This window comes from Pseudomonas sp. UW4 (assembly GCF_000316175.1).
Lineage (GTDB): Bacteria > Pseudomonadota > Gammaproteobacteria > Pseudomonadales > Pseudomonadaceae > Aquipseudomonas > Aquipseudomonas laurylsulfatiphila.
Map to the genome: position 1 here is coordinate 2,208,944 of NC_019670.1, position 21,767 is coordinate 2,230,710.

The window sequence follows — 21,767 nt, forward strand, 5'->3', positions numbered from 1 at the left end:
GCAATGGAGTCGCAATGCACATCACCTTGTTACTGGCGGATCAATGCTCCACCGCCAGCGCAACCATGGCCCTGGAAGTGCTCAGTGCTGCCAACCTGTTCGCCGATAGCGACCCACCACCGTTCAGGGTGGTCAGCGCTTCGCTCGATGGCGCCGATGTCGCCGCCTGGGGCGGGCAGCGGTTGCATGTGAACCGTTCCACTGGCGAGATCCCGCGAACCGATCTGGTCCTGATCCCGGGATTCCTCTTCACCCTCAAGGATGCCTTGCCGGCCTTTTGCGCCTATGGACCGTGGCTGCGTGAGCAGCACGCCCAAGGTGCGGTGGTGGCTTCCATGTGCACGGCGGCGTTCATGTTGGGTGAGGCCGGGCTATTGAACGGCACCCGTGCGACTACGCACTGGGCTTTTGCCGAGCTTTTCCGTCGCCGCTATACCCACGCGTTGCTGGACGAAGGGCAAATCATTTGCGAGGACAATCGCGTGGTCACCAGCGGCGGCGCGAGTGCGGCCATGGACCTGTTGCTGCACCTGGTGCGTCGCTTTGCGTCACTGGAACTGGCGCAAAAGTGTGGCAAGTACCTGTTGGTCGACTCGGTGCGCAGCGAGCAGTCGGTGTATGTGATGTGGTCAATGCCCAAGAGCCACGGTGATGGCGATATCCTGCGGGTGCAATACTGGCTGGAAGAACACTTCGATCAGCCGTTGTTGATCGATGATGTGGCCCAACAATTCGGCTTCGGCGTGCGCAACTTCAAGCGACGTTTCAAGGACGCCACCGGCTACACGCCGATTGCCTACCTGCAGACCTTGCGCCTGGAAAAGGCCAAGCAATTGCTTGAATCCACACGCATGACGCTGGACAGCATCACCTATGCGGTGGGCTACGAGGATGGCAACTCGTTTCGCAGGCTGTTTCAACAACGCGTCGGGCTACTGCCGGCGGCTTACCGCAAGCGGTTCCAAGCGGCAGCGAACTGAAGAGCAAAGCGCGTCCATGAAAGCCCGACAGATTGGGCCGGGCTCTTCGTCTGGATCACTTCGCTGTCATCGACCCACAACACACAATTCGCCCGTCGCACGAATCATCGCCTGGCCATGCAGGTAATCCTTGATCAGCGCCGAGCGTTCGGTGGCCAGCCATTGCGGGCAGTTCGGGTCTTTGCGGTAGGGCAGGAACGCGGCGTACTGCGTGAGCAGCAGGTTCTGCAGTTTGTCGAGGTTGGGCCGGATGTCGTTGTTGAGGTCCGGTCGTGGCGTGTCCGGTGCCTTGTGCGCCGCTTGCCATTGCGCGAGTCGGCCGTATTGCAGCAGTTTGCTGGCTTCGATCTGGGCCGCAATCAGGTCGGCGACATCGTCGGGGTCGAGCTTGCGCTGGTCCGCCTGCTTGCGCGCGTTGGCGATGACTTGCGCTTCCCGGGCATTGTCCTGGACCGGTTTGCCGCTGTCCCACTTGGTCAGCGCCACCAGCTCACTGATGTTCAAGCGCTCGTTCATCGTCGCCAGCAAGGGTTGCAGGGCATCGGGTGCCGGGGCCGTCGTGCCGGCCTGGGCAACGCCAGCGAACAAACCGAGCAGGGCGCAAGCCAGCCAGTGCGAAAGGCGTGGGGAACGGGGCATGGGCGGAATCTCCTTGGACGCAGAAATCATTCCGGCTTGTGTATCACAAGTGCGGCCAGGGAACGACAGGTTGCGAATGATTCAGGCCAGCAACCGCTCAATCTGCGCCAGCTCCCAGGTGCTGAGCAAACTCACCGGGTCGGTGCCGAAGCGCTGCCCGCTGTCGAACGCATACTCGCGGCCATCGGGGCATTGGCCGTGCAGGCAGTGGCGCAAGTGGCCGGTGTCGACGTCGAGCGTCAGGCGCCAGCCGTCGATGTCGACCTGTACAAGGTTCGACGTGCAGTATTCATCGATACGCTTGAAGGTGCGAATACCCTGGGCGGCATCGCGCAACGGCTGGTAAACCTCGCGGGCGGTGAGGGCGGGCACAGGTGTCTCCGGGAAGAAATCGGGGGGCACAGGATAAATCATCGCCATACAAAAAAGCCTGGCAGAGGTGGCTAATGCCAGTCAGCCAAGCGTTGGAACACCACAAACCCTGTGGGAGCGAGCTTGCTCGCGATAAGGCTGGCACATCCAGCATCCATGGCGCCTGACACGCCGCCATCGCGAGCAAGCTCGCTCCCACAGGTTACTCATTGCTCGCTCTATTTCCGGTTCAACGCCGCTTCCGCCGCCGCGATTTCAGCCTGGCGCTTGACGATCATGTCGCCCACCGGTGGCCCCTGGAAGCGCCGGGCTTCAAAACCGAACCAGACGATGGCGGTCAGCACCAGGAAGCCGATGGTGATGTATAGCGCCCAATCGTTCGGTGGCTGGATGCCGATGACGAAAATGATGATCATCGACAGGATCGAGAGGATGGCGAACACCGAGTACCAGAATCGCCCCATGTTCCATGGGCCCATGGTCGGCCACTTCGACGTCCCGTAGGTAAACAGGCCGAGCACGATGGGGATGGCGAAGGAGAAGAACAGGAAGATCACCGTGCAGGACACCACGATCGTGTAGACCGGCGTTGCCCCGACCGAGATCACCGACGAGCCCCAGTCGAACAGTACGGCAAGGGTGGCACCGGTCCAGATGGCCGCCACCGGGCTGCGAAAGGTCGGCGAGACGGAGGACAGGGCTTTGGAGCAGGGCAGGCCGCCGTCCCGGGAGAAGGCGAAGATCATGCGCGAAACCGAGGTGACGGTGGCCAGCCCGCAGAGCACCTGCGAGATGAAAATTGCCACGAAAAGCACCAGTTTCAAGGTCGGGTTGACCTGGGTGTTCATGGCCCAGAAAAACACGTTCCAGCCTTGCTTGGCCGCTTCGTCCATGCTCGGCAGCATCAGCACGAACGCACTGAGCATCAGCCAGCCGAACAGCAACGACCAGACCACCGACATGACCATGCCGCGCGGCACCGACATGGCCGCGTTGCGGGTTTCCTCGGAGGTATGCGCCGAGGCGTCATAGCCGGTGATGGTGTAGATCGGCAACAGCAGGCCGAGCATGAAAACCCAGCCGTTGGAGACCTGCGGCCAGACGCTGCCGCCGGCTTCGCCGGAATAGTTACCGAAGGTCCACAACCGCGCGAATTCATAGCTGGGTGCCGAGATCAGGCAGACGATGGTCAGCGCCAGCGCCGTGGCGAAGATCAGGTAGCCGGAGAAGTCGGTGAGCTTGGCGGTCAGGCCGATACCCAAGTGGTTGCACAAGGCCTGCAGGCCCGTGAGGATTGCCAGGAAAATCACCCTGACCGTGGTCGTGTCCTCCATGCCCAGTGCCGGTCCGAAGGCACCGAAAAAGAAGTAATAGGTGCCGACGTTGATCGCGCCCAGCACCGTGACCAGTCCCAGCAGGTTGAACCACGCGGTCAGCCAGCCAGTGAAGCGGTTACCGAGAATCGAGCCCCAGTGGTACAGGCCGCCGGCGGTGGGGTAGGCCGAGGAAATCTGCGCCATGGCCATGGCGAATACCCCGGAGATCAGGCAGCCGATCGGCCAGCCGATTCCGATGGATATGCCACCCGCGCCCGAGGTGCCCTGGGCCAGTGAGTTGATACCACCGGAGAGGATGCAGATGATCGAAAAGGAAATGGCGAAGTTGGAGAAAACCCCCATTCGTCGTGAGAGTTGCTGGGCGTAGCCCATGCTGTGCAGCACCTTGACGTCCTCGTCGTGGGTGTCGGTGCCCGGCTGGCTTGTTGGGTTCATTGTTGTATGCCCCTTTTCAGGTATTGGACAGGCCGAACTGAGCCGCCGTAGGCTCGACCTTGGTTTTCTGTAGGAGCGAGCCTGCTCGCGATGGACTGGAGGACGACGCGGGGTGTCAGGCTCCCCGCATCATCGTTGACGTCCATCGCGAGCAGGCTCGCTCCTACAGACGGCCGTGAAGTGCCGCGTCGAAAATCTTTGCCACACCGTCCCGGGTCAAAGGCAGCGGGTTGCCACCTGCAGAGGGGTCGACAATCGCCATGTCAGCGATCAGGTCGGCCTGCCGGTCATCCACGCCCAGTTCAACCAGGGTATGGGGCACGCCGATGTCCTTGCGCAGCTTGAGGACGAAGGCCAGGAAGCTGTCGAACCCCGGCGAGGGCAGGCGCAGGTACGCCGCCAGGCGGGTGATGCGCTCCTCGATGGCCGTGCGATTGAATTGCAGGACATAGGGCATGAAGGTGGCGTTGGTCATGCCGTGATGGGTGTCGTACAGCGCACCCACCGGATGGGAGAGCGCATGCATCCCGCCCAGGCCTTTCTGGAATGCCGTGGCGCCCATGGCCGCCGCCGCGAGCATTTGCGCGCGCGCCTCGAGGTCCGACGGCGTGTGTACCGCTTTCACCAGGGCGTTGGCCACCAGGCGCATACCTTCCACCGCAATGCCATCGGCCAGGGGATGAAAACCGGGGGCGCAGTACGCTTCCAGGCAATGGGATAACGCGTCCATGCCAGTGCCGGCGGTGACCTTGGCGGGCATGCCGACGGTGAGGGCCGGGTCACTGATGACCACGCGCGGCATCATTTTCGGGTGGAAGATGATGCGTTTGGTGTGGGTGCGTTCGTCGATGATCACTGCCGCACGACCGACTTCCGAGCCGGTCCCCGCCGTGGTCGGCACGGCAATGACCGGGGCAATGCGGCTGTCGTCGGCGCGGGTCCAGTAGTCGCCGATGTCTTCGAAGTCCCATACCGGGCGGGTCTGGCCGCTCATGAAGGCAATCAGCTTGCCCATGTCCAGGCCACTGCCGCCGCCGAATGCGATCACACCGTCATGTTTACCGGCGCGCCAGGCGTCGAGCCCGCCGGCCAGGTTGGCTTCGACCGGATTGGGCTTGAGGTCACAGAACAACGCGACGCCCAGGCCGGCGGCGCGCAGCGCGTCCAGTGCCGCCGTGGTGATCGGTGCGCGGGCCAGGCCGCTGTCGGTGACCAGCAAGGGTCGCTGGATCCCCTGGCTGCGACAGACGTCGGCCAGCTCGGCGATGCGCCCGACGCCGAACCGAACGCTCGTGGGGTAGTTCCAGTTTCCAGTCAGGTTCATGGTCTACACCTCGTGACGCAGATGAAAGGATTTGGCTCGGGTCAGGTGCTCGTAGCCCAGTGGCGACAGGGTGACGCCGCGCCCGCTGTTCTTCACGCCGGTCCAGGCCAGCGCCGGGTCCAGGTAATCGCAGCGGTTCATGAACAGCGTGCCGGTGGCGACCTGGTTGCCCAGACGTTCGGCCGCTGCGAGGTCCCGGGTCCAGATGGACGCGCTGAGCCCGAACTCACTGTCGTTCATCAAGGCAATGGCCTCGTCATCGCTGGCCACCGGCATGATGCCGACCACCGGGCCAAAGCTCTCATCGCGCATGACCGACATTTGATGGCTGACATCGACCAGGACCTGGGGCGCGAGGTAGGCACTGCCCGGCACGTCGGCGGGAAAGACCTGCGGATCGATCAGCGCCGTCGCGCCCTGGGCCAGTGCTTCGGCGATCTGGCCACGAACGAAAAACGCGGCACCCGGTGTCACCATCGGACCGAGGGTGGTGGCTTCGTCCAGCGGGTTGCCCAGCACGTACTGGCGGGTCAGTTCGGCGAAGCGCTCGACAAATACCGGGAAGATTTTCTGGTCGACGTAGATGCGTTCCACGGCGCAGCAACTCTGCCCGGAATTGAAGAAACTGCCGTCCACCAGGTTTTCCACCGCATGCTCGAGGTTGGCGTCAGCCCGCACGTAGGCCGGATCCTTGCCGCCGAGCTCCAGGCCCACGCCGATGAAGCGTCCCGTGGCGGCGCTTTCCATGGCCTTGCCGGCATCGACTGAGCCGGTGAAGTTGACCTGCTGCACCCGGCCCGAATCAATGATCGCGGCGGTCTGCCGATGATCGAGCAGCAGGTTGTGGAACAGGCCATCCGGCAGATGGGCGCGGCGCATGGCCTCGGCGAAACGCTCGCCCACCAACAGCGTCTGCGACGCATGCTTGAGGATCACGCTGTTGCCGGCCATCAACGCCGGGATGATCGTGTTAACCGCCGTCAAATAGGGGTAGTTCCACGGCGCGACCACCAGCACCGTGCCCAGCGGCTCGCGCTTGATGTAGCGTCGAAAACCCGCCACAGGCACCGGCTCTACAGCGGCCAGCGCTTGCGGCGCGATGGCGATCATGTGCCGGGCGCGTTCGGCAAAACCGCGCAGTTCGCCAGCGCCATAACGCACCGGGCGACCCATCTGCCAGGCCAGTTCCGGCACGATGTCCGCCTGCATCGACAACATCGCGTCCACTGCGGCGCTGCACAATGCTGCGCGTTCGCTCAGTGAGCGGCGTTGCCATGCCGCCTGTGCGCTGGCAGCGGCCGTCAGCGCCTGCTCGACCTGCGCCGCATCGGCCATCTCTCGTTCGACGTACACCCGGCCATCGACCGGGGAGATCAATTGCACCTTCGCAGTCATGATGTTCTCAATAGCGCTCGAAGCCGCGCTGCAGTTCCCAGTCGGTGATTCGCCGGTCGTACTCTTTCTGTTCCCACTCGGCGGTGTGCACGTAATGGTCGACCACCTCATCGCCGAACGCCTCGCGCAACATGCCGGAGGCCTTGAGGGCGGCGCTCGCCTCGCGCAGGGTCTTGGACACTTCCGGCAAATGCTCGTCCTGGTAGGCATCCCCTTCGAATGGCGGGATGAGATCGAGCTTTTCGTCGATGCCGGCCAGGCCCGCCGCGATCAACGCGGCGAAGGCCAGATAGGGGTTGAGGTCGGCGCCGCCGATGCGGCATTCGATGCGGATGGCCTTGCTGCCTTCGGCACACAAGCGGAAGCCCGCGGTGCGATTGTCGCGGCTCCACACCGCCCGCGTCGGCGCAAAGGTGCCGGCCTGGAAGCGCTTGTAGGAGTTGATGTAGGGCGCGAGAAAACAGGTGATGTCGTTGGCGTACTTGAGCTGCCCGGCGACCCAGGCACGCATCAGTTTCGACATGCCGAATTCGGCTTTTGCGTCGAAGAACAGCGGCTTTTTCGCGTTCTTGTCCCACAACGAATTATGGATGTGACTGCTGGAACCGGCGGCGTCATAGCGCCACTTGGCCATGAAGGTGATCGCCTTGCCCTGCAACTGCGCGATCTCTTTGCAGGCGTGCTTGATGATGACGTGGTGGTCGGCCATGGTCATGGCATCGGCGTAGCGGATGTTGATCTCTTCCTGGCCGGGGCCCCATTCGCCCTTGGAGTTTTCCACGGGAATGCCCGAGGCCTGCAGATGCTTGCGAATCGCCCGCAGCACCGGCTCTTCGCGGGTGGTCTGGAGGATGTTGTAGTCCTCGATGTAATGGCCGGCGGTTTTCGGTTTGTGATAGTTGCGCTTGTGGATCGCCTCGTAACTCTCATCGAACAGATAGAACTCGAGTTCCGAGGCAAACATGCCGGTATAGCCACGCTCGCGCAGACGCTCGACCTGCTTTTTCAGAATCGCCCGCGGGCTGTGGGGCAGGTCCTGGCGATGGTGATGATCGAGCACGTCGCACAGCACCAGCGCCGTGCATTCCAGCCAGGGCACGCGTCGCAGGGTGGACATGTCAGGCTTGAGCACGAAATCGCCGTAGCCCTTGCTCCAACTGGCCGCGGCGTAACCCGGCACGGGCTCCATGTCGATGTCGTCGGCCAACAGGTAGTTGCAGCAATGGGTTTCTTCGTGGCCGCTGTCGATGAAAAACTCGACCTGGAAGCGCTTGCCGACCAGGCGTCCCTGCATGTCGACCATGCAGACCAGCACGGTGTCGATTTCGCCGGCGGCAGCGGCGCGTTTGAGTGCATCAAAGCTGAGGAGGGGCTCGGTCATCACGGCAATCCTGCGTGAAAGGTTTTGGCCAGTCTGAGATCGCTGTTGCAGACGCTCTCCAGAAACACCCAAAACCTGCAGAACCGAGCATCATGAGCAACGAGTTGCTCAAAGCTTAGCCTACCGTTGCAATGTGCAAGTTTTGCCAGGTAAAAGCTAATGCACGACCTGGCCCCTGGTCCCCTGTAGGAGCGAGCTTGCTCGCGATGGACTTCAGGACACCGCGTTTAATCAGGTAACCCGCGTCATCGTTGACGACCATCGCGAGCAGGCTCGCTCCTACAGGTCAAGGGTGCTCGCGTTTACTCCGGCAATCCCGCCAGGCGCAATCCATCGACGAAGCGGGCGAAATCCTCAGGCCGTTGAATGGGCAGCCAGTCCTTGAGGGTGCACAGGCGCAAAGAGGGATCCAGCGCTTGCAGGCGTTGCATCGCCAGATTCGCTTTGTCCATTCGACCGCCGAGCGCATGACTGGCCGCCACCAGTGCCGCGGCGACCAGCAGGCTGGGCAGGTTACCCAGTGCCTTGTCCGCCCAGCCCGCTGCGGCATCGAAGTGCCCGGCGAAGAAATGCGCCAGCGCCATGCCGACCTGCATCCTGAACATTTCCGGGTCCAGCGGGCTCAAGCGAACGGCATGGTTCAGATGCTCGATGGCCGCGTCCGTTTCACCGCGCAGCGCCCGCAGGATACCGCCCAGAAACCAGGCGGGGGCGAGGTTGGGGTTGAGCAAGCGTGCCCGGTCGAGCAGTGCAATGCCGCCGTCGACTTCGCCGGCGAGGTGGGCCAGCGCATGTCCGCCCCGGGTCAACGCGACGGCATCATCGCGGCCCAGGGCCACCGCCAGCCGCGCCAACCGTATGCCCTCGGCGATTTCCGCAGGCCGATCGACCATCCAGCCATTGAGCTTGCGCCAGAAGTGGCACCAGGCAGCCATGCCATAGGCTGAGGCAAATTCTCCATCGAGTTCGATGGCCTGGTAGAACATCGGCAGCGCCTGCTCGATGGCTTCCCGGCTGCCGCTGTGCAGTTTGGCCATGGCCCGCAGGTAGTAGTCGTAGGCGTCCAGGCTTTCTGTCGGCTTGCGCTTGGCGCGTTCGATTTCTGCCCGCTCCAGTTGCGGCGCGATCGCGCCGACGACGCTTTCGGTGATCTGGTCCTGCAGCTCGAAGATATCGTCCAGCAGGCCTTCGAAGCGCTCGGCCCAGATGTGCGTGCCGCTTGTCGCGTCGATCAGTTGCCCGGTAATGCGCAGCTTGTTCCCGCTCTTGCGCACGCTGCCTTCGAGCACGTAGCGAACGCCCAGCGCCTGGCCAACGCCTTGGGCGTCCACCGTCTGGCCCTTGTAGGTGAAGCTCGAATTGCGCGCGATGACGAACAGCCAGCGAAGACGCGACAGGGCGGCGATGATGTCCTCCACGACGCCGTCGGCGAAGTATTCCTGCTCCGGATCGCCGCTCAGGTTCTGGAAGGGCAGGACGGTGATCGAGGGTTTTTCCGGCAGGACCAGCGCAGGGGAGGGGATTGGCTTCGGGGCGGCGGTCGGGCGTTCATCGTCTTCGGGCTGTCGCGCTTGCCCGGTCAAGTCGCCGTTGATCCGGCCAACGAAGCGGTAGCCTTTGCGGGCGACGGTGCGTACGAGGCGCTGCTCCTCACCGGTATCGCCGATGGCCTTGCGCACGGCATTGATGTGGCTGGTGATCGTCGATTCCGAAACGATCCGGTCGCCCCACACCGCCTTGAGCAATTCGTCCTTGCTGACGACGCGGTCGGGATTGTTGACGAACAGCAGCAACAGGTCGAAGACCTGCGGTCCGACGGCCACGACTTGCCCGCGCAGGGTCAGCTCCCGGCGTTCCTGATCGAGTACGTAATCTTCAAAACTGAATGGCAAGACGGGCATCCCCAGGCGGCTGGTTGTGACTGAAAAGGATGATACGGCAGCTCGACAGCCGCTGCACCGTCAGCGGCAAGGGGGCTGGACGACCGTCAGTTGCCTTGGACAAAAATCCAAGCGCTCGCCAAGGCAAACCCAAGCCCGGCGCAAGGACTTGCCTTGCCCGTGCAGGCAATCTCTCTACACCGACGCAATGGTTGCAGTCGACAAGTGGAGAACAGTCATGAAGATCGTCGTCATCGGAGGCTCCGGCCTCATCGGATCGAAACTTGTGAACACCCTTCGCGAGCGCGGCCATGATGCGCTCGCCGCCAGCCCCAGCACGGGCGTGAACAGCATCACCCGCGAAGGCCTGGCCGAAGCGATGGATGGTGCTGACGTGGTGGTCGACGTGGCGAACGCGCCGTCGTGGGAGGACCAGGCCGTTCTCGATTTCTTCCAGACCTCCAGTCGTAACCTGCTGGCCGCCGAAGCCGCCGCCGGGGTTCGTCATCACGTGGCCCTGTCGATTGTCGGCAGCGAACGGCTTCCCGATACCGGTTACTTCCGGGCCAAGGTCGCGCAGGAGGCCCTTATCAAGGCGTCCGGCATTCCCTACACCATTGTGCGTGCCACGCAGTTCTCTGAGTTTGCCGCCGGCATTGTCCAGTCGTTCACCGTCGGCGATGAGATTCATGCTTCGCCGGCGCTGATCCAGCCGATTGCGTCCGACGACGTGGTAGCGGCGCTGGCCGATGTCGTGCTGGCAGCACCGGTCAATGGCACGATTGAAGTGGGCGGCCCGGAAACCATGCCGATCGACGAACTGGCCAGGCGCTATCTGCGGGCGACCCAGGACAGCCGCAAGGTCGTGCCGGATGTACATGCCCGTTACTTCGGCGCCGTGCTCGACGATCAATCGCTGGTCACCGGCAAGAACGCACGCCTGGGGGCGATTCGCTTCGACGACTGGCTGGCCCGGTCGACAGCGCAGTAACGGATCTCACCTCTCATTTCCCTATGCATCCAGGAGACATCCCATGGTTACCCGATTGCTAATGGCCGCTGTGTTCGCAGCGCTCTCGATCAGCGCCGCCTCGGCCGCCGAGCCGCCCCCCGGCAAGGTGACGGTGGTGTTCGACCGTCCCATTCCCAATATCCCCGGCAAGAGTATGAGGGGTGTGGTCGTCGAGTATGGGCCGGGTGCCGCGTCGCCAGCCCACACCCATCCGAAAACGGCTTTCATCTATGCGACGGTGCTGGAAGGCTCGTTTCGCATCCAGGTCAAAGGCCAGCCGGAACATATCTACAAGGTCGGCGAAAACTTCGTAGAGGAGCCGGGTTCCGTGCACCTGGTCAGCGCCAACGCCAGTGACACCCAACCGGCACGCCTGTTGGCGGTGTTCGTCCTCGACACCGAGGAAAAGGTGCTCGTCACACCGATCAAGCAGTGAGCCGATCAACCCGCTCATGAAGGCTCGACAGCCGGGCGGCAGACCCTGCCGCCCCGTGGCTGCCTGGCTCTTGGCATTGAACAGGATATGAAAAAATGAACTCGCTCCAGGACAAGGCCGCCATTGCCACCGCAACGCCGGTGGTCGTGGTGCGGCGCAGCCAGCGCAAGACCATCGGCCTGTTGCTGTGTGTCGCGGCGGTGGTGGTCGTGGCGGCTTGGGGCGTCATGGCGTATTCCAGTGGCGTGACCTCGACCGACAACGCCTATGTCCGCGGGGATGTCACCTCGCTGGCCGCCAAGGTCGCCGGCTATGTCACGGCGCTCGAGGTCAAGGACAACCAGGCCGTGCGCGCGGGTGATGTGCTGTTCCGTATCGATGACCGCGACTATCGCGCCAGACTTGCGCAAGCCGAGGCCAATGTCAGCGCCGCCCGGGCGAACCTGACCCATGTCGACGCGCAGATCCGGCTTCAGCATGCGCTGATCAGGCAGGCTGAAGCGCAAAGACGCTCGGCCACCGCCGACATGAGCCTGGCGGCCAAGACCCACGACCGCAGCCGCAAACTGATCGTCAGCAACGCCGTGAGCCAGGCACTGGTCGATGAAACCGGCACGGCACAATCCAGAGCCGTGGCGTCGGTATCGGCCGCTTCGGCAACGGTCGAGGCCCAACAGCAACGCATCACTGTGTTTGTCGCGCAAAGAGAAGCGGCCGTGGCAGCGGTGGCTCAGGCTGAAGCGGCCCGTGATCTGGCCCGGATCGATCTCGACCACACCGTGGTGCATGCGCCGGTGGATGGCGTAGTCGGCAATCGTCAGGTTCGCCTCGGCCGCTTCGTTACGCCGGGTGTCGCCCTGCTCGATATCGTGCCGGTCAACGATGTGTGGGTCGTGGCCAATTTCAAGGAAACCCAGCTCGAACAGATTCGCCCTGGTCAGCCCGTGCGCGTCACGGTCGATGGCTATCCCGATGCGGCACTGGCCGGCGTGGTCGACAGCTTTGCACCGGGCAGTGGTTCGGCGTTCAGCCTGCTGCCGCCCGACAATGCCACCGGGAACTTCGTACGTGTCGTACAGCGCGTTCCGGTGAAGATCCGCCTGGCTGACAATCCGCTGCCGGGGCGCATCGTGCCGGGGCTGTCCGCGCGGGTAGAGGTTGCGCAAGGGGCCGGCTCATGAGTCGCGCCAGGCCGACGACCGGCGTGCTGCTGATCGCGGGCATCGTCCTGGCCGCGTTGACCGAGGCGATCGCCAGCACCGTGCTCGCCCTCGGACGCGGCGACATCATCGGCGACACCTATGCCACGCCTGACGAGTTCGCCTGGCTGGATGTCGGCTACATCGCCCTCAAGCTGATCGGGTTCATGCTCGCCCCTTGGCTGATGCAGCGCTTTTCTCCACGCAACGTGCTCATCGGCGCCACCCTGGTCATGGGTCTGGCGTGCTGCGTGGCTGCCGTCAGCGCCTGGCTGGAGCTGCTGATCGCACTGCGCATCCTGCAAGGCTTCGCCGGCGGTGCTTTGCTGGTGGCGGGCCAGGCGATCATCTTTCGCGGTTATCCGCGCGCCCTTCAGCCGATCCTGCAAGCCCTGTTCGCCATGGCGGCCGTGGTTGCGTCCGCGACCCTCGCACCGGCCCTGCAAGGGTGGTTGATCGACAGCCAGTCCTGGACCTGGATTTTCTTCAGCGTGGTGCCGCTGGCATTGGCAGCGACCGGCCTCTTGCTCATCGCCGACCACCCCATGCCCGCCAGGGGCCGGCAACCTTCGTTTGACTGGCTCGGGTTCTCGTTGCTCTGTGCGTCCCTGTTCTGTTTCACCTATGTGCTCAGCCAGGGCAGCCGCTGGGACTGGTTCGAGGAACCGCGCATTCTGGTGCTGACGGTGATCGGTACCGCCGCGCTGCTGGGCTTTATCGGCCAACAGGTCCTTACCGGAGGCCAGGGGCTGCTTGACTTAAGCCTGTTCAAATCGAGCGATTTCACCTTTGCCTTTATCGTCAGTTTCGTCGCCGGTGCCGCGCTGTTCGGCAGCGCCTACCTGATCCCGGCATTTGCCCTGTCGGTACTCGCCTTCACACCGACCGATGCCGGCCTGCTGCTGTTGCCCAGCGGCGGTTTTTTTGTCGGTTCGCTGCTCATCGCCGCCTGGTTGTTCCAGGTCCGCCGCGTGCCGCCGGTGGCCACCGTGCCCTTGGGCATCCTGCTGATCATGGCGGCGATGTGGATGCTGTCCGGCTCCACCAGCGAAAGCGGCAACGATGACATGATGGCGGCCATCCTGCTGCGCGGCCTGGGCCTGGGCTTCCTGTTTCTGTCGATCACACTGATTGCCTTCACCCACCTCAACAGCCGCAACCTGGCCAGCGGCATCGGCCTGTTCAATACGGGGCGTCAGTTCGGCGGCCTGATGGGCGTCGCCGGACTGCAGACCCTGATCGAGCATCACGCAGTCAGCAACGGCGTGGTCCTGGGCACCCACGTCACTGCGGGTGGGCACGCGCTCATCGAGCGGCTGACGACCACCACCGCGATGCTGGCGGGGAAGGGCATGGACCCGTTGGCCGCTGGCGGGGCAGCCACCAGCCTGCTGGGCAAGGCGGTGTCAGGTCAGGCCACGGTGATTGCCTTCGACACGGCGTTCTTCGCCGTGGCCCTGCTGTTCGTCTTTGCCGCGCCCATGCTGGTTGGCATCAAGATTGGCCTGGCGCGCTATGCGAAAGCGCATGAACAACGGACGAATTGATCACCCGCACGAAAAAGCCCGGCGGTTGAGGCCGGGCTTTTCATTGAGTCCTGCGGTAAAGCCCTGCATTCAGACAGCGCGGCTTTCGATCAGACGGTCGGAGCCACCTTCGGCGACGCGGTTTTCGATCAGGCGGTCGGAGCCACCTTCGGCGACGCGGTTTTCGATCAGGCGATCGGAACCACCTTCGGCGACGCGGTTTTCGATCAGGCGATCGGAACCACCTTCGGCAACGCGGTTTTCGATCAGGCGATCGGAACCACCTTCGGCGACGCGGTTTTCGATCAGGCGATCAGAACCACCTTCAGCCACACGGCTTTCAATCAGACGATCCGAGCCGCCTTCAGCGACCACGGGTTGAGCAGAGTTTGCGGCGAAAGCGTTAACTGCGAAAACCGAGAAAGCGATGCTGAGGAGGGTCTGGCGTTTCATGATGGTGTGCTCCGGGGTGCTTATGGGTTGGTATGGAGCAGATGTTACGCCGGGGATTTTTTAAGAGAACTTCATTGAACTGATGGTGACTATCGATGCGGTCAATGGATCGCAGATCCATGTGGGAGCGAGCTTGCTCGCGATGGCAGTTTCACATTCAATATCTGTGTCGATTGACACTCAGCAATCGCGAGCAAGCTCGCTCCCACAGGTTTTCATGTGCCTGACAACGGGGCTCAAGCCTCGCTGATCTGGCTGACACTGGTGATCTGCCCATTCCACACCATCTCGTAATGCGCCGTCTGCACAATCGACGAGACCGGCCTCGGCGTCATCAACGCCCAGCAATGACTGCCCGGCATGCGCACCGAGTGATAACGCAAACCGGGACAACCGGCGTCCCGCACCGCCCGCCCCAGCACGCGGGAATGGCTGTAATCGTCCGACGCATACACCGGATCGGTCAGCGGCAGGGCGGTGGCGTCCTTTATCCCGCCATCGCCAAAGGCACAGGCCAACCCGCGAAACACAAACCGCTCATAGTTCAGGCTCGGCACCTTCGACCAATACAGAGCCTGGTGATGCCGCACTTCGGCCAGCGCCGCTTCCATCGAATCCGCCAGGTACAACACCCCGAAACTGCCGTCACTGAAGCGCGACCCCGCCGGATTCACATGGGTAAACGGCGCGATGGCGTAAGAGCAACCGGCAATCCCGAACGGGATCTCGCTGCGCGCAATCAACTCAAGCTGACCCACTTCATTCTTCAACCGCGGATTGGTCAGCGCCTGAATCTCGAACAGCACCTCAAACTCATCCGCGTCCGCCACGTCATCAAACAACGCAATGGGCGGAAACTTCGAATTGACCAGCCGATAGGCCTGCAGCGACTGACCGGCAAACACCGCCAGCTCACTCGCCATCACCATTGCGCACCCCGCAACATGTCGATGCGGCGGAAGGTTTCATACAGCGCAATCATGTCGCCCTGGGCCATGATCTCCAACGGGCTGCGGCCATTGAAAAACTCATTGTCATTGGCCATCGAGGCAAAGCCGTACACGTTGTCCGGGTTGTCGAACACCAGGCGCAACGTCGCATGAATGTTCAACACGAAACTGATGCGCTGCATCTGGTCCGCATCCAGCGCCACAGCCCACTCCACATCGCGCTGCCGCGCCCGGGTGTAGGTGCTGCGGGAAATGCGCAGGATGCGACAGGCCTGGTCGCTGCTGGCCTGCCACTTTTCCAGAATGCTCACCGCAGCGCGCAGGCCGGTGACGCATTGGTTTTTGCTGAAGGATTGGGGTTGCAGGGGGACGGCCATGATCAATACCTGTCTTGCCTCTATAGACTCAAAGATAGGTATTATGAATCTGTAGAGCAAGTCGGTTCGACCAGCGGACAACCTCCCGCATCGAGCATCACTGATGAAACGTGCGCCCCAACGCATCCAGCCGAGTCGCAATAGGCGGCAAGCGCCGACTGCTCGACGCCAGCGTCTGCACATCATCCGCCGTGTTCTGCGCGATGCTCTGCACCGACTGCAAGCGCCCGACAATCTCGACACTCGCCGTGGATTGTTCGCGGGTCGTCGTGAAAATTCGCCCATTGAGCTCATCGATCTGCGAGATGTCGCTGCCGACCGCCTGCAACATCGCTGCCGCCAACTGACTGTCCTCGACGCAGCGCTCCACACCTTCGCGACTGTCCTGCATGGCCTCCACGGCTTTGCGGCTGCCTTGCTGCAAGGCCTCGATAATGGTCCGGATTTCTTTGGTGGACACCGCCGTGCGCTGCGCCAGGCTGCGTACTTCATCGGCCACCACGGCAAAGCCGCGGCCTTGCTCGCCGGCACGCGCCGCTTCAATCGCCGCGTTGAGCGCCAGCAAGTTGGTCTGCTCGGCAATGCTGCTGATCACCTCCAGCACCGTACCGATCTGCTGCGCCTGCCCGGCGAGCACCTGCACGGTCTGGTTGGTGCCTTCCAGGCGCGAGGCCAGATGGGTGATTTCCTGCCGCGCGCGGTTCACGCTTTCCTGCCCGCGGGTGATCTGCACACTGGCCTGGCCGGCATGGGCAACGGCATGCTCGACATGCACCACGATGTGCTCCATCGCATCACCCATGCGCTGCATCGACCCGGTCATCTGCGCGATTTCCGTCAACTGATGTTTGGCGCCTTTCTCCAGCGTGTTGCTGGCCTTGGCCAACTCCTGGCCCAACTGACCCAAGCCGTTGGAGTCACGCACCACCCCGTCCACCAACGCGGTGATCTGCATCAGGAACTGATCGAACCGCTGCGCCAGTGACACATGCACCCGCGCCTTGTCACCCTGACCGGGATCGGTTGTCAGCTGTGAAGCAGCGGCGAGCATCTTGTCCAGCATGTCCTGGCTCTCTACCGCATCGGCCTGGCTGTGCACCGCCAGATAGAGCAGCGCGACCGTTTCCATCAGCACATAAAAAGCGTGAACGAACACCATCGTCCAGCCACCGTGATGCGCCATCACGAACACCGGAAAACCCTGGTGCTGCAGCACATGAAACACCACGTGATGCAGCGCAATCGTCACCGCCGCCACCAGAATCGGCAGCCAGTCCCGATAAAACGTCAACACCGCCAACAACGCAAAAATCCCGAAGTGCGACTCAATGACCCCCTCGGCCTGGTTGATGTGCAACGCCGCCATCACCATCAAGCCTGTGCCGAGCAAACAGCGCATCAACCGAGAACCGCCGATGGCGCGATACACCAGCGTCAGCAACACGCTGGTACCGCCACCCACCAACAGTGCCTGCTTGAAGGTGTCGTGCCAGAACGCCAGGCCCACCGCGAAAGCGAACATCAACCAGATCAGGCCCAGCATGATGCGGTCGGCTTTGCGGTAGTGGTCGAGGAAACGAGGGGGGAAGGGCATGTACGCTTACTCCATGTAATCGAACCGCGAAGAAGCAGGGGTTGGACTGATACCGGAAGACAAGCCTCACACTTAACCTGTGGCGAGGGAGCAAACTCCCTCGCCACAGGATTTTTATCGCTTAAGCCATTGAGGCAAATCGATTGCCGGCATGCACGAGGTGTATTTGAGAAACCGTGTAGAGCGTAGCCCTTGGCCATCATTCTTGGCCGGAACGACGTCGCTTGTGGAAAACAATGTCCGATATAGAGGCAAGTAATGCTGAAGTGACGGGGTGTACGACAGGCTCCATTGCAAAGCCTGTCTTACACCCGAGGCAATTACGACTTCTTCGGCGGATAGTTACCGCGCAAGCCGCCGGACTTGTTGCCGGTTTTGCTCGGCAGGTTCGGCACCAACGGACGGGATCTGGGTTGGGGGTTGGAGCGGCTTTGGGGTTGAGGTTGCTTGCTCATTGTTCGCCTCCTGATATTCAGGGTTTCGCGAAGTGGTTTACTCATGAAGTTTAGCTAATTGACTGTTGGCAGGGGCGTTTGGCACTTTGGGGGAAGGTGTTGTGAGTGATCAGAACCGTCTTCACGCAGCGCAAACAAAAAGGGCGCCTGATTAGATCTGGCGCCCGTTTTCGCTTACTCCGCTGCTTGTGCTCGCAGGCGTCTGCCAATCACATCCATCAAGTCACAACCATCGCGCAACGGAATGACCAGCAATTTGGCAAAGTCTTCCAGCACCACCGTGTCACAACCGAGTTCGGATCGGTAGGCGATGTTTTCCAGCACCTGCGTAACCGTCCGAATCCGGTAATCGGCCATGGCTTGCAGGACGTCGAGTGGGGCTTGGGTGTCGATGAGCAGGGAGGCCGGAACCAGGTCGATTCCGGTGAGAGGTATGTATCGATTCATTGTGAAGATCTCTGTTTGATTGGCTCAAGGCCGTCACTCAGTCGTCGCCAAACGAATGGGTGGCAGCTGTGCGCAGGTTGGCGAACCGGCACAGAGAAAACCGGCAGACCCGAAGGTCTCCCGCGCACAGCCGCCATAACAGCGGCTTTGCGGGTGCGATGATACCTGCAATAAAGCGGATAGCCTTCGCATTCTCTGAGGTCAGGTCGCCAAACCCGAATCGCCATTAGGGCGACGGCGCCGACTATAAGCCGCACGAGATCAGCGCGGGAAGGTGAGGCATTCCGAGCTTTGTGTAGGACCTTTGATGATGAAACTTCAGACCTTTCACCTCAGGCCGCTGGATATCCAGACACAGACCTGAGATGGTCATCGCCCCTTGGTTTCAGCCACCCACGCTATCCTTAATCATCGCTACTGCCGTCGAGATGGATCTTCGCCCATGCAAACCCCCAACCCCCAACGCCCTCTCTGGAAAACCTACCTGTTTTTCCTCGCCCCGATGGTGCTGTCGAACTTCCTGCAATCCATGTCCGGTACGGTCAACAGCATCTACATCGGCCAGATGCTTGGCACCCAGGCGCTGGCGGCGGTGTCGGGGATGTTCCCCATCGTGTTTTTCTTCATCGCCCTGGTGATCGGCCTCGGTGCCGGCGCGGGGGTGTTGATCGGGCAGGCGTGGGGGGCGCGGGAGACGCATCTGGTGAAGGCGATTGCCGGGGCAACCTTGTTGCTGGGGGTGTTGATCGGGTTGACGGCGGCGGTGGTGGGCAGTGTGTTTGCGCGCTCGGCGTTGGTGGGGTTGGGGACGCCGGCGGATGTGCTGGACGATGCGGTGGCGTATGCCCATGTGATGTTGTGGATCATGCCGTCGCTGTTGGTGTTTGTGCTGTTCACGCAGTTGTTGCGCGGGGTGAGCGATACCTTGTCGCCGTTGTTGGCGCTGGTGGTGTCGACCATGGTCGGGTTGGCGCTGACGCCGGCGTTGATTCGCGGGTGGATTGGCTTGCCGCCGATGGGGATTCAGAGTGCGGCGTTTGCCGGGTTGGTGGGTAACCTGGTGGCGATGGGGTTGCTGGCGTGGCGGCTGATTGGCAAGGGCCATCCGCTGGCGCCGGACCGTGAGTTCTTTGCGGCGATGAAGCTGGACATGGCGATTCTCGGCAAGGTGCTGCGCATCGGTTTGCCCACCGGGTTGCAGATGGTGGTGTTGTCGCTGTCGGAGCTGGTGATTCTGGCGCTGGTGAACCAGCACGGTTCCCAGGCGACGGCGGCCTATGGCGCGGTGACGCAGATCGTCAATTACGTGCAGTTCCCGGCGCTGTCGATTGCGATTACCGCGTCGATTCTTGGCGCGCAGGCGATTGGGGCGGGACGCATCGAACGCATGGGGCCGATTCTGCGCACGGGGTTGATGATCAATGTGTGCCTGACCGGTGGTCTGGTGGTGCTCGGGTATTTGCTGTCGCATTGGCTGCTGGCGTCGTTCCTCACGGAAGAAGCGACGCGGAGCATGGCCCAGCACCTGTTGCACATCATGCTCTGGAGCCTGTTGGTGTTTGGCTTCCAGGCGATCATCGGCGGCATCATGCGCGCCAGCGGCACGGTGATGGTGCCGGTGGCGATTTCCATTGTCTGCGTGGTGGGGGTGCAGTTGCCGGCGGCGTATCTGCTGGATGCGAAGTTCGGGCTGCAAGGGGTGTGGATGGCGTTTCCGGTGGCGTATCTGGGGATGCTGGTGCTGCAGACGCTGTATTACAAACTGGTGTGGCAGCATCAGAAGATTGAGCGGTTGGTGTAGGCGGGACGCGTCGGGAGGGGCATGCTGTTCACTGAACTCTGTGGCGAGGGGGCTTGCCCCCGTTGGGCTGCGTAGCGGCCCCAGAAATCTTATGATCAACGGTGTTAGCGAGTGCTTCGCACTCGAACGGGGGCAAGCCCCCTCGCCACAAAAGCCCCTGCCACAGAGCCCCTTGCCACAAAAGGACGGTGTGACTGAAAAAGTCAGGCGCAATCGCCTGGGGAGGTTTTCACATGAGCCCCTTGTCCCATTCCATCCTGCAAGACCGGCCAGCGGCCGGGCGGCGTTTGATCGAGCCGCTGCTGCCTTACGCCAATCGCCCCGATGTCATCGTTCTGGCCTTGCCCCGTGGCGGCGTGCCGGTGGCTTATGAGGTGGCCACGGCGCTGAAGGTTCGCCTGGACCTGATGCTGGTGCGCAAGCTCGGCGTGCCATCCCACCCGGAGTACACCATGGGTGCGATTGCCAGCGGCGGCATCCGGATTCGTAATGAAGAGGCGCTGCGGGTGCATCCGATTGCCAAGGCTGAATTCGACGCCGTGGTCGAACGGGAAAGCCGCGAGTTGTTGCGCCGCGAGCAGGTCTACCGTGGCACGCGCCCGCCGGTGCAGCTCAAGGATCAGGTGGCGATCCTGATCGACGACGGCCTGGCCACCGGCGCTTCGATGCGGGCGGCGATCCAGGCGCTGCGGGTGCAGGAACCTGCGCGCATCGTGGTGGCGGTGCCGGTGGCACCGATCGAGACGGTGGAGGCGCTGCGCCGCGAGGTGGATGAACTGGTCTGCCCGCTGATGCCCGAGTGGTTCACTTCGATTGGCCATTGGTACATGGACTTTTCCCAGACTTCGGATGCCGAGGTGATCGAACTGTTGCGGCGGGCGTGGCAACGCGAGGCGTGCGGGTAGCACCGGCGGCCAGTGGCAGGTGGTCGCAATTCAACGGGTGAGGTGGAATAAACGCCGGTTGTTTGCTTTAGTCCATCTGATGCCGGCCTTTGTGTACGGCACGCCAACTCAATACGGGAGCCCTCCCGGAGAGTGCCATGAACCTTCGATCCGCGCGTTGCATCGCTCTGGCCGGCACGTTGGTGTTCGGCCCGGTGCAGTTCAGCCTGACGCCGTTCGCTGAAGCCGTGGAATACAAGGAAGTCAACGCCAAGGCCAGTACCTTGAGTTTCACCTATCAGCAGATGGGTTCTAGAACCTACGGCACCTTCGGTAAGTTCAAGGCCAACCTCGACTTCGACACCGATAACCCGGGCGCCGCCCATGCCGCACTGACCATCGACCTGAGCAGCATCGACGCCGGCAGCAGCGACGCCAACACTGAGCTGCAAAAACCGGCATGGTTCGATACCGCGACTTATCCGGTGGCGACGTTCGAGTCGACGTCCATCAAGGCCTTGGGCAATAACCGCTACAGGTTCACCGGCAAATTGTCCCTGCGCGGGCTCACTCGGGAAGTGAGTGTGCCGGTGATGCTGAAGTCGGAGAGTTCCATCGGCATCTTCGATGGCCAACTGGTGCTCAAGCGTGACGACTTCAAGATAGGCGAGGGCGAGTGGGCGGACAGTATGGTGTCCAACGAGATCAATATCCGTTTTCGGATGGTGGCGCCGCAGCGGTGACTGGGGGCCGCCTTCGCGAGCAGGCTCGCTCCCACATTTGATCTTTGGTGAACACAATATCTGTGTACGACGCCGATCCAATGGTGGGAGCGAGCCTGCTCGCGAAGGCGGCCTGACAGTCAGCGCAAATGCGAGGCACTTTGCGAA

The 21,767-nt window shown here is 62.3% G+C and carries 21 protein-coding genes; 8 read left to right on the top strand and 13 right to left on the bottom strand.

Annotated features, from left to right (window positions below):
- The first annotated feature begins 14 nt into the window (after positions 1 to 14).
- A complete protein-coding gene (locus PPUTUW4_RS09615) occupies positions 15 to 980 on the top strand; it encodes a helix-turn-helix domain-containing protein (protein WP_015094448.1) in 966 nt (321 codons plus the stop codon).
- 66 nt (positions 981 to 1,046) lie between these two features.
- Here PPUTUW4_RS09615 and PPUTUW4_RS09620 read toward each other — a convergent pair whose 3' ends face one another.
- From PPUTUW4_RS09620 to PPUTUW4_RS09650, 7 genes are all read right to left on the bottom strand, one after another.
- Complete coding sequence (locus tag PPUTUW4_RS09620) at positions 1,047 to 1,619, bottom strand: chorismate mutase (RefSeq protein WP_015094449.1); 573 nt, start codon at positions 1,617 to 1,619, stop codon at positions 1,047 to 1,049.
- An 81-nt stretch (positions 1,620 to 1,700) separates the two neighbouring features.
- Complete coding sequence (locus tag PPUTUW4_RS09625) at positions 1,701 to 1,991, bottom strand: hypothetical protein (protein ID WP_041475004.1); 291 nt, start codon at positions 1,989 to 1,991, stop codon at positions 1,701 to 1,703.
- A gap of 218 nt (positions 1,992 to 2,209) precedes the next feature.
- A complete protein-coding gene (locus tag PPUTUW4_RS09630) occupies positions 2,210 to 3,763 on the bottom strand; it encodes an amino acid permease (RefSeq protein WP_015094451.1) in 1,554 nt (517 codons plus the stop codon).
- A 163-nt stretch (positions 3,764 to 3,926) separates the two neighbouring features.
- Positions 3,927 to 5,087, bottom strand: coding sequence for an iron-containing alcohol dehydrogenase (locus PPUTUW4_RS09635; protein ID WP_015094452.1), 1,161 nt, complete (start codon positions 5,085 to 5,087; stop codon positions 3,927 to 3,929).
- Positions 5,088 to 5,090: 3 nt separating this feature from the next.
- A complete protein-coding gene (locus PPUTUW4_RS09640) occupies positions 5,091 to 6,482 on the bottom strand; it encodes an aldehyde dehydrogenase family protein (RefSeq protein WP_015094453.1) in 1,392 nt (463 codons plus the stop codon).
- Between the two features lie 7 nt (positions 6,483 to 6,489).
- Positions 6,490 to 7,863 carry a glutamine synthetase family protein gene (locus PPUTUW4_RS09645; protein ID WP_015094454.1) on the bottom strand — a complete coding sequence of 458 codons (1,374 nt, stop codon included), beginning with the start codon at positions 7,861 to 7,863 and terminating at the stop codon, positions 6,490 to 6,492.
- 302 nt (positions 7,864 to 8,165) lie between these two features.
- Positions 8,166 to 9,764 (bottom strand): winged helix-turn-helix domain-containing tetratricopeptide repeat protein, encoded by a 1,599-nt coding sequence (locus PPUTUW4_RS09650; RefSeq protein WP_227698117.1) that lies wholly within the window; start codon positions 9,762 to 9,764, stop codon positions 8,166 to 8,168.
- Between the two features lie 217 nt (positions 9,765 to 9,981).
- On the opposite strand from PPUTUW4_RS09650, the gene PPUTUW4_RS09655 reads away from it, so the two are divergent.
- The 4 genes from PPUTUW4_RS09655 to PPUTUW4_RS09670 all read left to right on the top strand — a co-directional run bounded on the left by PPUTUW4_RS09655 (position 9,982) and on the right by PPUTUW4_RS09670 (position 13,937).
- Positions 9,982 to 10,734, top strand: a complete 753-nt coding sequence (locus PPUTUW4_RS09655) for an SDR family oxidoreductase (RefSeq protein WP_015094456.1) — start codon at positions 9,982 to 9,984, stop codon at positions 10,732 to 10,734.
- A gap of 43 nt (positions 10,735 to 10,777) precedes the next feature.
- Entirely contained in the window at positions 10,778 to 11,191 is a 414-nt protein-coding gene (locus PPUTUW4_RS09660) for a cupin domain-containing protein (protein WP_015094457.1), read from the top strand.
- 95 nt (positions 11,192 to 11,286) lie between these two features.
- A complete protein-coding gene (locus tag PPUTUW4_RS09665) occupies positions 11,287 to 12,372 on the top strand; it encodes an HlyD family secretion protein (RefSeq protein ID WP_015094458.1) in 1,086 nt (361 codons plus the stop codon).
- Positions 12,369 to 13,937 carry an MFS transporter gene (locus PPUTUW4_RS09670; protein WP_015094459.1) on the top strand — a complete coding sequence of 523 codons (1,569 nt, stop codon included), beginning with the start codon at positions 12,369 to 12,371 and terminating at the stop codon, positions 13,935 to 13,937. Before PPUTUW4_RS09665 ends, PPUTUW4_RS09670 begins: the two co-directional genes overlap by 4 nt.
- A 69-nt stretch (positions 13,938 to 14,006) precedes the next feature.
- Here the strand turns inward: PPUTUW4_RS09670 and PPUTUW4_RS09675 are convergent, their stop codons facing one another.
- The 6 genes from PPUTUW4_RS09675 to PPUTUW4_RS09695 all read right to left on the bottom strand — a co-directional run bounded on the left by PPUTUW4_RS09675 (position 14,007) and on the right by PPUTUW4_RS09695 (position 18,192).
- Positions 14,007 to 14,369: a hypothetical protein gene (locus PPUTUW4_RS09675; RefSeq protein ID WP_015094460.1), complete on the bottom strand. Its 363-nt coding sequence runs from the start codon at positions 14,367 to 14,369 to the stop codon at positions 14,007 to 14,009.
- A 236-nt stretch (positions 14,370 to 14,605) separates the two neighbouring features.
- Positions 14,606 to 15,298 carry an RES family NAD+ phosphorylase gene (locus PPUTUW4_RS09680; protein WP_015094461.1) on the bottom strand — a complete coding sequence of 231 codons (693 nt, stop codon included), beginning with the start codon at positions 15,296 to 15,298 and terminating at the stop codon, positions 14,606 to 14,608.
- On the bottom strand, positions 15,292 to 15,696 hold the full coding sequence (locus PPUTUW4_RS09685) for an antitoxin Xre-like helix-turn-helix domain-containing protein (protein WP_015094462.1): 405 nt from the start codon (positions 15,694 to 15,696) through the stop codon (positions 15,292 to 15,294). The genes PPUTUW4_RS09680 and PPUTUW4_RS09685 overlap by 7 nt, the downstream gene beginning before the upstream one ends.
- A gap of 97 nt (positions 15,697 to 15,793) precedes the next feature.
- Positions 15,794 to 17,290: a methyl-accepting chemotaxis protein gene (locus PPUTUW4_RS30555; RefSeq protein ID WP_015094463.1), complete on the bottom strand. Its 1,497-nt coding sequence runs from the start codon at positions 17,288 to 17,290 to the stop codon at positions 15,794 to 15,796.
- A gap of 320 nt (positions 17,291 to 17,610) precedes the next feature.
- Positions 17,611 to 17,745 (bottom strand): hypothetical protein, encoded by a 135-nt coding sequence (locus PPUTUW4_RS30485; RefSeq protein WP_256355847.1) that lies wholly within the window; start codon positions 17,743 to 17,745, stop codon positions 17,611 to 17,613.
- Between the two features lie 174 nt (positions 17,746 to 17,919).
- The gene (locus tag PPUTUW4_RS09695; RefSeq protein WP_015094464.1) at positions 17,920 to 18,192 is read right to left on the bottom strand and encodes a hypothetical protein; all 273 of its coding nucleotides are present in this window, start codon (positions 18,190 to 18,192) and stop codon (positions 17,920 to 17,922) included.
- A 442-nt stretch (positions 18,193 to 18,634) separates the two neighbouring features.
- On the opposite strand from PPUTUW4_RS09695, the gene PPUTUW4_RS09700 reads away from it, so the two are divergent.
- The 3 genes from PPUTUW4_RS09700 to PPUTUW4_RS09710 all read left to right on the top strand — a co-directional run bounded on the left by PPUTUW4_RS09700 (position 18,635) and on the right by PPUTUW4_RS09710 (position 21,620).
- A complete protein-coding gene (locus tag PPUTUW4_RS09700; protein WP_015094465.1) occupies positions 18,635 to 19,993 on the top strand; it encodes an MATE family efflux transporter in 1,359 nt (452 codons plus the stop codon).
- A 233-nt stretch (positions 19,994 to 20,226) separates the two neighbouring features.
- Complete coding sequence (locus PPUTUW4_RS09705; RefSeq protein WP_015094466.1) at positions 20,227 to 20,898, top strand: phosphoribosyltransferase; 672 nt, start codon at positions 20,227 to 20,229, stop codon at positions 20,896 to 20,898.
- A 137-nt stretch (positions 20,899 to 21,035) separates the two neighbouring features.
- A complete protein-coding gene (locus tag PPUTUW4_RS09710) occupies positions 21,036 to 21,620 on the top strand; it encodes a YceI family protein (protein ID WP_015094467.1) in 585 nt (194 codons plus the stop codon).
- The last annotated feature ends 147 nt before the right edge of the window (positions 21,621 to 21,767 follow it).

What these genes read in the sequence shown, in the direction of transcription:
- PPUTUW4_RS09660 (WP_015094457.1), top strand. Translation starts at nt 10,778, where the DNA reads ATGGTTACCCGATTGCTAATGGCCGCTGTGTTCGCAGCGCTCTCGATC.
- PPUTUW4_RS30485 (WP_256355847.1), bottom strand. Translation starts at nt 17,745, where the DNA reads ATGAGCAAGCAACCTCAACCCCAAAGCCGCTCCAACCCCCAACCCAGA.
- PPUTUW4_RS09695 (WP_015094464.1), bottom strand. Translation starts at nt 18,192, where the DNA reads ATGAATCGATACATACCTCTCACCGGAATCGACCTGGTTCCGGCCTCC.
- PPUTUW4_RS09700 (WP_015094465.1), top strand. Translation starts at nt 18,635, where the DNA reads ATGCAAACCCCCAACCCCCAACGCCCTCTCTGGAAAACCTACCTGTTT.
- PPUTUW4_RS09615 (WP_015094448.1), top strand. Translation starts at nt 15, where the DNA reads ATGCACATCACCTTGTTACTGGCGGATCAATGCTCCACCGCCAGCGCA.
- PPUTUW4_RS09655 (WP_015094456.1), top strand. Translation starts at nt 9,982, where the DNA reads ATGAAGATCGTCGTCATCGGAGGCTCCGGCCTCATCGGATCGAAACTT.
- PPUTUW4_RS30555 (WP_015094463.1), bottom strand. Translation starts at nt 17,290, where the DNA reads ATGCCCTTCCCCCCTCGTTTCCTCGACCACTACCGCAAAGCCGACCGC.
- PPUTUW4_RS09650 (WP_227698117.1), bottom strand. Translation starts at nt 9,764, where the DNA reads ATGCCCGTCTTGCCATTCAGTTTTGAAGATTACGTACTCGATCAGGAA.
- PPUTUW4_RS09630 (WP_015094451.1), bottom strand. Translation starts at nt 3,763, where the DNA reads ATGAACCCAACAAGCCAGCCGGGCACCGACACCCACGACGAGGACGTC.
- PPUTUW4_RS09685 (WP_015094462.1), bottom strand. Translation starts at nt 15,696, where the DNA reads ATGGCCGTCCCCCTGCAACCCCAATCCTTCAGCAAAAACCAATGCGTC.
- PPUTUW4_RS09645 (WP_015094454.1), bottom strand. Translation starts at nt 7,863, where the DNA reads ATGACCGAGCCCCTCCTCAGCTTTGATGCACTCAAACGCGCCGCTGCC.
- PPUTUW4_RS09620 (WP_015094449.1), bottom strand. Translation starts at nt 1,619, where the DNA reads ATGCCCCGTTCCCCACGCCTTTCGCACTGGCTGGCTTGCGCCCTGCTC.
- PPUTUW4_RS09635 (WP_015094452.1), bottom strand. Translation starts at nt 5,087, where the DNA reads ATGAACCTGACTGGAAACTGGAACTACCCCACGAGCGTTCGGTTCGGC.
- PPUTUW4_RS09705 (WP_015094466.1), top strand. Translation starts at nt 20,227, where the DNA reads ATGAGCCCCTTGTCCCATTCCATCCTGCAAGACCGGCCAGCGGCCGGG.
- PPUTUW4_RS09680 (WP_015094461.1), bottom strand. Translation starts at nt 15,298, where the DNA reads ATGGTGATGGCGAGTGAGCTGGCGGTGTTTGCCGGTCAGTCGCTGCAG.
- PPUTUW4_RS09640 (WP_015094453.1), bottom strand. Translation starts at nt 6,482, where the DNA reads ATGACTGCGAAGGTGCAATTGATCTCCCCGGTCGATGGCCGGGTGTAC.
- PPUTUW4_RS09670 (WP_015094459.1), top strand. Translation starts at nt 12,369, where the DNA reads ATGAGTCGCGCCAGGCCGACGACCGGCGTGCTGCTGATCGCGGGCATC.
- PPUTUW4_RS09665 (WP_015094458.1), top strand. Translation starts at nt 11,287, where the DNA reads ATGAACTCGCTCCAGGACAAGGCCGCCATTGCCACCGCAACGCCGGTG.
- PPUTUW4_RS09675 (WP_015094460.1), bottom strand. Translation starts at nt 14,369, where the DNA reads ATGAAACGCCAGACCCTCCTCAGCATCGCTTTCTCGGTTTTCGCAGTT.
- PPUTUW4_RS09710 (WP_015094467.1), top strand. Translation starts at nt 21,036, where the DNA reads ATGAACCTTCGATCCGCGCGTTGCATCGCTCTGGCCGGCACGTTGGTG.